The 11187-nt window shown below is 66.9% G+C and carries 13 protein-coding genes; 5 read left to right on the top strand and 8 right to left on the bottom strand.

The annotated features are described in order from the left end of the window. Window position 1: 1 nt before the first annotated feature. The 3 genes from ACE3P0_RS13560 to ruvA all read right to left on the bottom strand — a co-directional run bounded on the left by ACE3P0_RS13560 (window position 2) and on the right by ruvA (window position 2324). Window positions 2-883, bottom strand: a complete 882-nt coding sequence (locus tag ACE3P0_RS13560; protein ID WP_374403204.1) for a DMT family transporter — start codon at window positions 881-883, stop codon at window positions 2-4. 88 nt (window positions 884-971) lie between these two features. Continuing rightward, window positions 972-1691: a UPF0149 family protein gene (locus ACE3P0_RS13555; RefSeq protein WP_374403203.1), complete on the bottom strand. Its 720-nt coding sequence runs from the start codon at window positions 1689-1691 to the stop codon at window positions 972-974. A gap of 45 nt (window positions 1692-1736) precedes the next feature. Further along, a complete protein-coding gene (gene ruvA, locus ACE3P0_RS13550; RefSeq protein WP_374403202.1) occupies window positions 1737-2324 on the bottom strand; it encodes a Holliday junction branch migration protein RuvA in 588 nt (195 codons plus the stop codon). 148 nt (window positions 2325-2472) lie between these two features. Between ruvA and ACE3P0_RS13545 the strand changes: the two genes are divergently transcribed. After that, window positions 2473-2697 carry a YgdI/YgdR family lipoprotein gene (locus ACE3P0_RS13545; RefSeq protein ID WP_374403200.1) on the top strand — a complete coding sequence of 75 codons (225 nt, stop codon included), beginning with the start codon at window positions 2473-2475 and terminating at the stop codon, window positions 2695-2697. A gap of 46 nt (window positions 2698-2743) precedes the next feature. On the opposite strand, the gene ACE3P0_RS13540 is transcribed toward ACE3P0_RS13545, so the two are convergent. Genes ACE3P0_RS13540 through rng form a run of 4 tightly spaced genes read right to left on the bottom strand, consistent with a single transcriptional unit; the run spans window position 2744 to window position 5876 of the window. Continuing rightward, on the bottom strand, window positions 2744-3355 hold the full coding sequence (locus tag ACE3P0_RS13540; RefSeq protein WP_374403198.1) for a glutathione S-transferase family protein: 612 nt from the start codon (window positions 3353-3355) through the stop codon (window positions 2744-2746). After that, window positions 3352-3732 (bottom strand): hypothetical protein, encoded by a 381-nt coding sequence (locus ACE3P0_RS13535; protein ID WP_374403197.1) that lies wholly within the window; start codon window positions 3730-3732, stop codon window positions 3352-3354. Before ACE3P0_RS13535 ends, ACE3P0_RS13540 begins: the two co-directional genes overlap by 4 nt. Then, window positions 3729-4376, bottom strand: a complete 648-nt coding sequence (locus ACE3P0_RS13530) for an HAD family hydrolase (protein WP_374403196.1) — start codon at window positions 4374-4376, stop codon at window positions 3729-3731. Before ACE3P0_RS13530 ends, ACE3P0_RS13535 begins: the two co-directional genes overlap by 4 nt. 45 nt (window positions 4377-4421) lie before the next feature. After that, the gene (gene rng, locus ACE3P0_RS13525) at window positions 4422-5876 is read right to left on the bottom strand and encodes a ribonuclease G (RefSeq protein WP_374403195.1); all 1455 of its coding nucleotides are present in this window, start codon (window positions 5874-5876) and stop codon (window positions 4422-4424) included. 153 nt (window positions 5877-6029) lie between these two features. Between rng and ACE3P0_RS13520 the strand changes: the two genes are divergently transcribed. The 4 genes from ACE3P0_RS13520 (at window position 6030) to ACE3P0_RS13505 (ending at window position 10549) form a co-directional block, all read left to right on the top strand. Further along, window positions 6030-7223 carry an NAD(P)/FAD-dependent oxidoreductase gene (locus tag ACE3P0_RS13520; RefSeq protein ID WP_374403194.1) on the top strand — a complete coding sequence of 398 codons (1194 nt, stop codon included), beginning with the start codon at window positions 6030-6032 and terminating at the stop codon, window positions 7221-7223. 80 nt (window positions 7224-7303) lie between these two features. After that, window positions 7304-8545 (top strand): hypothetical protein, encoded by a 1242-nt coding sequence (locus ACE3P0_RS13515; protein ID WP_374403192.1) that lies wholly within the window; start codon window positions 7304-7306, stop codon window positions 8543-8545. Between the two features lie 4 nt (window positions 8546-8549). After that, the gene (locus ACE3P0_RS13510; RefSeq protein ID WP_374403191.1) at window positions 8550-8990 is read left to right on the top strand and encodes a hypothetical protein; all 441 of its coding nucleotides are present in this window, start codon (window positions 8550-8552) and stop codon (window positions 8988-8990) included. Then, window positions 8990-10549, top strand: coding sequence for a diguanylate cyclase (locus ACE3P0_RS13505; protein ID WP_374403190.1), 1560 nt, complete (start codon window positions 8990-8992; stop codon window positions 10547-10549). The genes ACE3P0_RS13510 and ACE3P0_RS13505 overlap by 1 nt, the downstream gene beginning before the upstream one ends. Window positions 10550-10565: 16 nt before the next feature. Here ACE3P0_RS13505 and ACE3P0_RS13500 read toward each other — a convergent pair whose 3' ends face one another. After that, a complete protein-coding gene (locus ACE3P0_RS13500; RefSeq protein WP_172203239.1) occupies window positions 10566-11177 on the bottom strand; it encodes a nucleoside triphosphate pyrophosphatase in 612 nt (203 codons plus the stop codon). Between the last annotated feature and the right edge of the window lie 10 nt (window positions 11178-11187).

Here is an 11187-nt window from a genome sequence, read left to right as displayed (position 1 = left end):
CTCAACCGCGCTTGCCGGGCCACGCCACCAGCAGCACCCCCGCTACGGCGCAGCCGAAGGCGATGAAGTGCGGCAGGTGCAGCGTCTCCCCGAGAAAGATCACACCCACTGCGCTGGAGGCCAGCGGCAGCGCAATCGTGAATACGCCAGCGTGGTTGGCCGGCACGCCGCGTAGCCCGCTCATCCAAAGCCACACTGAAAACACGCTGGCGCCGAGTGCGTAGAACAGCAGCAGCCACCACATGCTTGCCGGCACGCTGGCGAAGTTGAAACTCGTTGCTTGCCACAACCCGAACGGCGTCATCAACAACAGGCCGACGAGGTTGATCAGCGCGGACACGCGCAGCGGCGGCAGGTGGGCGGATACCCGCTTGCCGATCACCACATAGGCGGCCTCGCAGGCCACCGCACCGATCAGCAGCAGATTGCCGGCGAGCGAGTTGCTGCCCGCCTCGCCTTTCGATAGCCCCAGCGTTGCGATGCCGGCGACGGCCAGCAGCACCGCGGCCAGGTTGCGTGGCGCCAGCCGCTCGCCGAGGATCACGCGCGACTGCAGGGCAACCATTGCCGGTAGCGTCGCGAGAATCACGCCGGCAGCGGTGGCCGAAGTCTTCGACACGCCGTACAGCATGCAGATCGAGAACAGGAAGTTGCCGAAGAAGCTCTGCAGGAACAGCGCGCGCCAGGTTGCGCGGCTGATGTGCTCGCCGGGCTGTGGCAGCGTTTGCCGCAGCATGGCCAGTCCGCCGATGCCGAAGCGCAGCCAGGCGAGCAGGAACACCGGCAGCGCGGCGACGAGCGGTTTCGACAGCGCGACATAGCTGCCAACGACGGCCATCGAGGCGAACAACAGGGCGTAACTGCGGATCGGGTGAGCGGACATCAGGAGCGGGCGAGGGATGTCGGCCCGCATGGCAGGCGGGCGCAATGCTCGGCCGGCGGCGAACCGGCCTCAGGGCACCGAGGTGTGGTCAGTGGAGCTTTTCCGGCGAGCCGCAGCACTTCTTGAACTTCTTGCCACTGCCGCACGGGCACACATCATTGCGGCCCGGCAACTCCGGTGCGCGCATCGGCACGCGTGGTGCGGTGATCACGCGCAGATAGCGGCGCCAGAAGGCGTACAGGTACTGCAGGCCAGCCACCAGCGGGCTCAGGATCTCGTCGCGCTCGTCGTCGGAAAGCGGGTGGCCGGGGGATTTTTCGCCCGAGTCCATCGCCGCGATCAGGTTCAGCAGCGTGACGCAGTCTTCGTCCTCTTCCAGCGCATCCCAGTGCGCGTCGTCCATCCACTCCAGGCCATCGCGGAAGCCGCGTGCCCAGCCTTCGGCGAGCGGGTGGCCGCTTTCCTCCGGGTCGTCAAGCAGCGGGAAGTACATCGACTCCGAACCTTCTTCCGCGCTGACGCCCGACCAGTCCTCGCGGAAGCCGGTCGCCACGGTGTTCCAGTGCCGCATCAGCAGCTCGATCGTCTGGCGCGCCTGGGCATCGGACTCCCATTCTGGCTTTTCGCTGCCCAGCACCGCCGGCACCCATTCGGAGGGCGATACGACTTCGGGGCCGACCACCAGCGCACAGAACAGGCCGTCCATCTCTTCGAGCGACAGCGAATCCGGGAACTGGCTTAGCAGGTCATCCAGCGTGTCGAGCTCGTCGTCGTCGAGCGGGCGGTGGATTTCGATTTCAGCGTTCATGATGCGTCCTGCAGGTAAGGCGCGCGACGCCCGTCGCGGCGCGGATCAGACTTTGGAGAGCAGCTTCAGCGCTGCGCGGATGCCGTCGGAGACGCCGATGTCGGTGGGCAGTTGCTTCATCGCCGCCTGCGCTTCCTTGTCGTTGTAGCCGAGCGCCAGCAGCGCGTTGGCGATGTCGCCCTGCGCGCCACCGGCGGCGCTGGCGGCATGCGCATGCGCGGCGGGCAGCGCCTTGGGCAGCTTGTCGCGCAGTTCGAGCAGCAGGCGTTCGGCGGTTTTCTTGCCGATGCCCGGCACCTTGGTCAGGCGGCCCGGTTCCTGCGATGCGACTACCTGCGCGAGCTCCGTTACCGACAGGCCGGACAGCACGGCCAGCGCGGTTCGCGCACCGATGCCGGAGATCTTCAGCAACTGGCGGAAGGCCACGCGTTCATCTTCCGAACCGAAACCGTACAGGAAGTGCCCGTCCTCGCGCACCGCCAGGTGGGTGTGCAAGCTCACCGGCTGGCCGGTGGCGGGCAGGTTGTAGAAGGTGCTCATCGGCACCTCCAGTTCATAGCCGATGCCGCCCACATCCAGCAGGATCTGTGGCGGGTTCTTTTCGGCGAGGGTGCCGCGCAGGCGTCCGATCATGTTCGAGCAAACCAGTCAAAGGTGAGATTGTACGGGCAGCGGCGGGAATCGCGGTGGCAGGCCCGGATTTGCTGGTCTAGGCTTGTTTTGCGACCCCCAAGAACAAGCACGGGTCGGCAACCATCAACGCACCAAGGGAGGTTTGGAGATGAAACAGGTATCGATGGCCGTGGTGACGGCAGTTGCACTGTCGCTCGGACTCGCCGCGTGCGGCGGCAGCCAGTACATCCTGAGCACCAAGGAAGGCCGCATGCTGGTATCGGACGGCAAGCCTCAGCTGGACGAGAAGAGCGGCATGTACAAGCTGAAGGACGCCGACGGCAAGGCGACGATGGTGCCGAAGGACGACATCGTCCAGATCATGGAACGCTGACGACTCAAGCGCCGTAGCCGAAAAGGCCGCCATAAGGCGGCCTTTCTCATTCCAGCGGGCAGGCGATGAATTCGGGCAGGGCCTCGGCGCGCGCCGAGTGCGCCGCGATGCGTGGAAAGTGCGCCAGATCGAGCTGGCCCGGCAGCACGAAATGCGTGAAGCGCCAGGCCACGGCGCAGGCCACGTCGGCGGCATCGGGGCGCTCGCCGCCGAACCAGCCTTCCGCCGGCAAGGCCGCTTCGAGCAACTCGAAGGCGCGCTGCAACTGCTGGCGGATGCGGGCGATCCAGTCGTCCCAGCGTTTTGCCTCCGGTCGCAGGCTGATTTCGTAGTACCACTGCACCGCCTTCTCCATCGCCACCAGCGCCACCCCGACGCGGTACAGCGCCTGTTGTCGCGCAGCGCCGCCGGCGGGCGTCAGGCGGCGTGCGGCAAGCGCCTGCGCTTCGACATGGTCGAGGATCAGCGTGCTGTCCATCAGGATGCCGCCGTCGTCGCAGATCAGCGTGGGCGCCTTGATCAAGGGGTTGATCGCGGCGAAGCGATCCATGTGCCGGAATACCGACACCGATTCGTGTTCGAGTGCGACGCCCATCAGCCGGGCCGATACGGCCACGCGGCGCACATAGGGCGAATCGAGCATGCCGATCAGTTTCATCGTGCCTCCTCCCGGTTGGGCAAGGCTGCGGGGGCGGGTCGGCGGGCGCAGTCCTCGGCCGTCTGGCGCAGGCGTTGCATCACCGCACGCGCTTCGTCGGGCGATTTCACCGGGATCTTCGCGTCATAGCCGCTGCCCAGATTCCCGCCGCCGTAGGTGATCTGCACCGCATCGGCGCGCGCTTCGACGTACTGCACGATGCCCAGGTTCACCCAGCGTTGGGTGCCGTTCTCGGCCGGCAGGGCGAACAGGCAGAACGCGGTGGAGCCGGTCGGGCCAGCGCCCGGTGGCGTGCCGTTGGCACCGGGCGATACGCCCGGGCTTTGCGCCAGCGCGCTGCAGGCGCCGAGCAGCAGCGGAAGGATCAGCCACTTCATGCGAGTTCCTCGATCACAGCGAACAGAGAGGGCAGGATGCGCGCTCCGGCGGCGATCACATCGTCGTCCGGTGCCAGCAGGTCGGGCACCATGCGCACCTGCATGCCGGCGGCAAGCGCGGCACGCGCGCCCGCGTTGGAGTCCTCCAGTGCGAGGCAGTTCGCCGGCGCAACGCCAAGGCGCTCGGCGGCCGCAAGAAAGATGTCCGGCGCAGGCTTGCCCAGTGGCACCTGATCGCCGCCGATGACAGCATGCATGCGCGCCGCGAGGCCCACGCGCTCCAGCTTGAACAGCGCCCGCGCGTGACTCGTCGAGGTGGCAACGGCCCGCGGCAGCGCGCGGCGATCGAGCAGTTCGAGCAGTTCGGTCACACCAGGCTTGAGCGGAATCGCACCGGCCGCGATCAATGCTTCGTAGCGTCGCGCGAACTCGGCGGCGTGTGCATCCACATGGCGCGGATCGCCGAACAGGCCTTCCAGCAGCAGCGCGTTGTCGCGTGCGTTGCGCCCGATCATCGCCAGCGCGGTTTCCTCGCGCCACGGCAGGCCGAGCGCCTCGCATGCCTCCCGCCCACAGGCATAGGACACGCGCTCGCTATCGAGCAGCAGGCCGTCCATGTCGAAAATTACGGCGTCAATCTTCATCGCCAAGGGCATCCGGTGCGGGTTGGGGGCGAGTTCGCGTGGGCGTCACAGCAACACGATGTCGAACTGCTCGGGGTTGTAGCTGGTTTCCGCCTGCAGCGAGATCGGCTTGCCGATGAAGTCCGACAGCATCGCGAGCGCCTGCGACTCTTCGTCGAGGAAGAGGTCGATCACCGACGGCGCGGCGAGTACGCGGTATTCCTTGGCGTTGAACTGGCGTGCTTCGCGCACGAGTTCACGCAGGACCTCGTAAGCCACGGTGCGCGAGGTCTTGATCTCGCCGCGGCCGCTGCAGGTGGGGCAGGGCTCGCACAGGATGTGGGCGAGCGATTCGCGGGTGCGCTTGCGCGTCATCTCGACCAGGCCCAGCGAGGTGAAGCCGCCGACCGACACCTTGGTGTGGTCTTTCGACAGAGCCTTGTTAAGTTCGGCCAGCACGGCCGCGCGGTGCTCGTCGCTTTCCATGTCGATGAAGTCGATCAGGATGATGCCGCCGAGGTTGCGCAGCCGCAGCTGGCGCGCGATCGCGAGCGTGGCTTCGAGGTTGGTCTTGAAGACCGTATCGTCGAAGGTGCGCGCGCCGACGAAACCGCCGGTGTTTACATCGATCGTGGTCAGCGCTTCGGTCTGGTCCACAATCAGGTAGCCGCCGCTCTTCAGATCCACGCGGCGTGACAGCGCCTTCTGGATCTCGTCCTCCACTCCGTGCAGATCGAACAGTGTGCGCTCGCCGGTGTAGTGGTCGAGCAGGGGCACCACCTGCGGCATGTACTCGGTAGCGAAGGCGTTGAGCTTCTGGAAGTTCTCGCGCGAGTCGATCACGATCTTTTCGGTCTCGGGCGTCACCAGATCGCGCAGCACGCGCTGAGCAAGGTTCAGGTCGTGGTACAGCGCCAGCGGCGGATGTGCGCCGACCGAGCGGCTCTTGATCTCGCTCCAGATCTTGCGCAGGTAGGCGATGTCGGCGCCAAGTTCTTCGTTGCTGGCACGTTCGGCCATCGTGCGCACGATGAAGCCGCCGCTCTCGTCGGCCGGCACCAGCTGGTGCAGGCGCTCGCGCAGCGCGAGGCGGCCTTCCTCACTTTCGATGCGTTGCGAAATGCCGATGTGCTTTTCCTGCGGCAGGTACACGAGCAGCCGGCCGGCAATGCTGATCTGCGTGGAGAGTCGCGCGCCCTTGGTGCCGATCGGGTCTTTCAGGACCTGCACGACGAGGTTCTGCCCCTCGTGCAGGATCTTCTCGATCGGCCGCTGCACTTCACCAGCGTGGCGGTCGAACCAGATGTCCGCCACATGCAGGAAGGCGGTGCGTTCGAGGCCGATGTCGATGAAGGCCGATTGCATGCCCGGCAGCACGCGGACCACGCGCCCCAGATAGACGTTGCCGACAAAGCCGCGCGAGTGTTCGCGTTCGATATGCAGTTCCTGCACGACGCCGTTCAGCAGCATCGCGACCCGGGTTTCCTGCGGCGTGAAATTGATCAGGAATGATTCGCTCATGGTGACGCTTCGAAGTGTGATGCGGGAGCACCCCCTTGCGGAGGTGCTCCCGCATCGCACACCGGCGGCGCCGCGGACCCGGGTGGCGCTTCATTCTAACCGCCCGGCGTGGCGCCGGCCCGGTAAGATCTCGCGCTCTCCTTGGAGTGCGGCATGGCAGAACAGTTCGATGTGGCGGTGATCGGCGCAGGCGCGGCCGGCATGATGGCGGCGGCGGTGGCCGGGCAACGCGGCCGGCGGGTGGTGCTGATCGACCACGCCGAGCATCTGGCGGAAAAGATCCGCATCTCGGGTGGCGGGCGCTGCAACTTCACCAACCTGCAGGCCAGCCCGGCCAACTACCTGTCGGACAATCCCCACTTCTGCCGTTCTGCGCTGTCGCGCTACACCCCGCGCGATTTCCTCGACCTGATCGAACGCCACGGCGTACGCTGGCATGAAAAGCACAAGGGCCAGCTGTTCTGCGATGACAGCGCGCAGCAGATCATCGACCTGCTGGTGGCCGAATGCGCGGCCGGCGGCGTGGCGTGGCGTCGGCCTTGCCGCGTCGGTGAGGTGGCGCAGGACGAGGCTGGTTTCAGCCTGGAGACCAGCCTGGGTCGCATCGAGGTGGCATCGCTGGTGGTGGCGACTGGCGGACTTTCGATACCGAAGATCGGGGCCACCGATTTCGGCTTCCGGCTGGCGAAGCAGTTCGATCTGCCCCTTGTGCCGCCGCGCGCCGCACTGGTGCCGCTGACCGTCGCTGCAGCTGATTGGGCGCCTTTTGCCGAGCTCTCCGGGGTGTCGCTTGAGGTGGAGGTCTCAGGCGGCAGCGGCAAGCGCCGTGGGCATTTTCGCGAGGATCTGCTGTTCACCCATCGCGGTCTGTCTGGCCCCGCGATCCTGCAGATTTCGTCGTTCTGGAGCCCGGGTGAGGCGATCACGCTGAATCTCGCGCCCGACACCGATCTTGCCGAAGCGCTGCTGGCCGCCAAGCCAGGGAACAAGCAGCAGCTGCAGAACGCCCTGGCGCAGTGGCTGCCGCGCCGCCTTGCGGAACACTGGGCCGCCGCCAGTGGCTACGCCGGCCGGCCGCTGGCCGATATGCCGGATCGCGCACTGCGCGAGCTGGCGCAGCGCCTGAACGCGTGGCAGCTGGTGCCGGCAGGCTCCGAGGGCTACCGCAAGGCGGAGGTGACGGCGGGCGGCGTCGACACCCGCGCGCTGGACCAGAAAACGATGATGGCCAAGGCCGTGCCGGGGCTCTACTTCGTTGGCGAGGTGATGGACGTGACCGGCTGGCTGGGCGGCTACAATTTTCAGTGGGCCTGGGCGAGCGCCTACAGCGCCGGCATGGCCGCCTGATCGGCCGGGCTAAAGCCGCCGCAACGGGCAGCCGTTAACCCTCAGTGCCGGCAGCCGGCCGGCAATCAGCGGAGGGGCTGGTGAGCGCTGTCGCAAAAACCCGCGTGATGCTCGCGGCGCTGTGCTTTGCCTGTGGGGCGTCGTCTCGCGCGGACGAAGCAGCTGATCGCCCATGGCGGCTCGCCGGCTTCGGCACTCTGGGCGGTACGTGGGCCAGTGCCGACGGGATCGAGTACCGGCGTGATGTCACGCAAGCCCCGACTGGCGTCAAGGGCGGCGCGGGCGCCGCAAACGTTGACACCCGGATCGGCGTGCAACTGAACTATCAGATCGGGGCGGACTGGGAGGCGGTCGTGCAGGCCCTGTCCCGCTACCGTTACGATGCGTCGTGGCGACCGGAACTGAGCTGGGGCTTCCTCCGCTATGCGCCCGACAGTGCGCTGACGGTGCGCGGCGGCCGACTCGGGCTGGATGTGTACCCACTCGCCGATTCGACCAACATCGGCTACTCCTACCTGCCGGTGCGCCCGGCACCCGATTATTACGGCGGCATCCCGATGCAGTCGCTCGACGGTGTCGACCTCAGTTATCTGTGGCCGCTTGGCGCCGACGCGCTGAAGTTCAAAGCGTATGCCGGGCTTGCAGTTGGCAAGGCGGTGGCCGATGCGCAGGGTTCGGTATTCGACCTCGCGGATTCGCCGCTATGGGGCGCCTACCTCGAATACCAGGGCGACCCGTGGACGGCGCGGCTGGGCTACACGCAGATTCGCGTGGCGCATGAGTTTCCCTTCCCTGGGGTGTTTGATGTCCTGCGCAACGCGGGTATCCCCGGAGGCCCAGCACTGGCAGATCGCCTGTCGGTGGAGGACAAGCGCTTCGGTTACGTGGCCGGGTCGCTGGGGTATCAGCGCGGTGCATTGCAAGTGCAACTGGCAGGCAGCCACCTCCATTCGCACAGTGACTCGCTGCCACCCTACACGGCAGGCTTTGCGCTGCTGGGCTATCGCGTTGGCACGATCACGCCCTACCTGTTGCTGTCGGCGGCGCGTTCACCCGACAGCAAACCCGAATCCGGTCTGCCGCCCTGGCCTGTGCTGGCGCCGCTGGAGGATGTGGTCGGCAAGATGTTCGAAGCAAACCTCAACAACCTGCAGACCGTCGCGCTGGGCGCGCGCTGGGATCTCGCGAGTCACCTTGCGCTGAAACTGCAGGCGGAGCGCATCCACGGGCGGCACAGCATCGTGTTGTGGTTCAACGACGATGCGCCGTCGGACGGCTTCAAGACGACAGTTTTCAGCGCCGTCATGGATTTCGTGTTCTAGCACCATGGCCACGATCCGCTTCGCCACGCTTTGCATCCTGAGCCTGCTCTGGCCGGTCGGTGCCGCGCGCGCAGTGGATCTGGTGGTGGTGGTCAACCCGGCTTGCAGCGTTGCGCGCCTTAGTCGTGACGACGTGATCAATCTGTACATGGGGCGGCTGCGCAAACTGCCCGACGGCACGCCCGCGCGGCCGATTGATCTGCTGAGTGCTTCGGGCCAGGAAAAGCAGCTGTTCTATCAGCGGCTGCTGTCACGCGACCTCGCCGAAGTGCGCGCCTACTGGGCACGGCTTACCTTCTCCGGCCAGGCCTCGCCGCCGGTGCAGGCCGACAGCACCGAGGAGGTGTTGACGCTGGTGCAACGCAACCCCGGCGGCATCGGCTACGTCGAGCGTTCGCGCACCGATGCGCGCGTGCGCATCGTGTTCGAGCTGGGGGACAAGTGATGCTGAGGCTGGTCCGCCGCAATCTCGGCCTGCGCACCACGGCGATCATCCTGCTCGTTGGCGGTGTGGTCGGTGTCGCCTTTGCGCTTGCCACCTTGCCCTTCGTGCTCGTGCAGGAGCGCGAGGCGATGCAGCGCCAGAGCATCGCGCTGATCGATGCGGTGGAAGGCACGGTCAGCACCGCCTGCTTCGTCGATGATCGGGTGCTGGCGAAACAGTCGCTCGACGGCCTGATCAAGAATCCCTACGTCCGCCGCGCCGATATCCGCGTTGGCAAGACCACGATCGCCGAGGTGGGCGGCCCGCCTTCCGGTGCCGACCTGCTGACACGCGCAGTCCACTCGCCGTTCTCGGAAAGCGAAACCATCTGCGAGATCCGTGTCGAGCCAAGTGAGGCTTTGATCCGCGAAGTGGCCCATGAGCGCGCCTGGCGTGTGGCGGCGCTGATGGGCGGGCAGATGCTGGCGGTGGTGCTGGCGGCGCTGATGGCCGTCAGCGTGTTCGTGACGCGCCCGATCCGGCTGATCTCCAACAGTCTCCATCGCATCGAGGGCAAGGAGGGCGGCGAGATTCCCACCCCGCGGGGCCACGATGAGGACGAGCTCGGGCGTCTGGTGCGCGACACCAATGCGCTGATCGCCGGCTTCTCCGGGCTGATCCGCACCGAACGCAGCCTGCGCGAACAGCGCGAGCTGGATGAGCAGCGCCTGCGGCTGATCTTCGAGAATGCGGAAACCGGGTTGTTCACACTGACTGCGGATGGCCGCCTGCAATCCTGGAACCCCGCCTGCGTTCGCGTGCTGGGCGGGCCCCATTCACCGCATGAGAGCCCCACGCTGGCCGAGCTGCTGCCGCCGCTGGCGGCGGCGCTCGACGCCTTGCGTGCGCGTTGCATTGAACGCCAGCGTTCGGTCTCCGAAGACTTCGTGCTGACGGAGGAGAGCGGCCTGCAGCGCTGGATCCAGATCGTGCTGACACCGGCCGGCGGCGGCGCCCTGCAGGGGCTTGCGAACGATATTTCGGACCGCAAGCGCGCCGAGGAGGCTGCGCAGGAGCTGGCGATTACCGACAGCCTGACCGGCGCGATGAACCGCCTCGGCCTCAACCGTCGCCTCGCCAACATGCTCGCCGAACACACCCGCGACCCGGCGCGTGGCTTCGCGCTCGCCATGATCGACCTCGACTGGTTCAAACAGATCAATGACACGCACGGACACGACGCGGGTGACCATGTGTTGCGCGTCGTGGCGCAAAGGCTGGAGCGGGCGGTGCGCCGCACCGACACCGTAGCGCGGCCGGGCGGCGACGAATTCGTGCTGCTGCTCGACGGCGTGACCGAAGCGGACGCCGCGACCGCGATCCTGAACAAGGTACGCGAAGCGGTGCTGGCGCCGATCACGCTCGACAGCGGAGCCGACGTAGCGGTGGGGGCCAGCATCGGGGTGGCGATGACCTGCGCGGCTACGAGTGCACCGGATGAACTGATGCGGCGTGCCGATGCTGCGATGTACGGCGCCAAGAAGGAAGGCCGCAACGCGGTGCGGCTTTACGCGGAGTGATGCCGCAGCGGGTGCGTCAGGCCGGGTAGCCGAACTCGCGCAGCAGCTGCGCGGTTTCGTGCAGCGGCAGGCCGACGATGCCGGTGTAGGAGCCGCGGATCTCAGCGATGAATGCGCCCGCACGACCCTGTATGCCGTAGGCGCCCGCCTTGTCCATCGGCTCGCCACTGCTCACGTAGCGCCGGATGTCCTCGTCACTCAGCTCGCCGAAACGCACTTCGCTGACCGAGAGCCGGTGATCGATGCGTTGCCCGTCCGCCATCGCGATTGCGGTCAGCACACGATGGCTGCGGCCGGCGAGGCGACGCAGGATCGCCGCGGCATCGGCCTCGTCGGCCGGCTTGCCGATGATCTCGCCGTCGAGGTCGATCGTGGTATCGGCGGACAGCACCGGCCGTGGCACCAGATTGCGCCAGGCGAGCCGCGTCCAGCCGCCCTGCGCCTTGGCGCGGGCAACGCGGACCACGTAGGCGTCGGGGTGCTCGCCGGGTAGCACATCCTCGGCCACGTCGGCGTCTTCGCGCGGTGGGGCGCGGAACAGCAGCGTGTCGAACGCGACGCCGATCTGGTGCAGCAGCTCGCGGCGGCGCGGGCTGCGGGAGGCGAGGTAGATTCTGGGTGGCAACATGCGGGCGATT

The organism is Niveibacterium sp. (assembly GCF_041909475.1).
GTDB lineage: Bacteria > Pseudomonadota > Gammaproteobacteria > Burkholderiales > Rhodocyclaceae > Niveibacterium.
The sequence above is the reverse complement of the archived record's forward strand: the minus strand, read 5'-3'. Positions and strand labels throughout refer to the sequence as shown.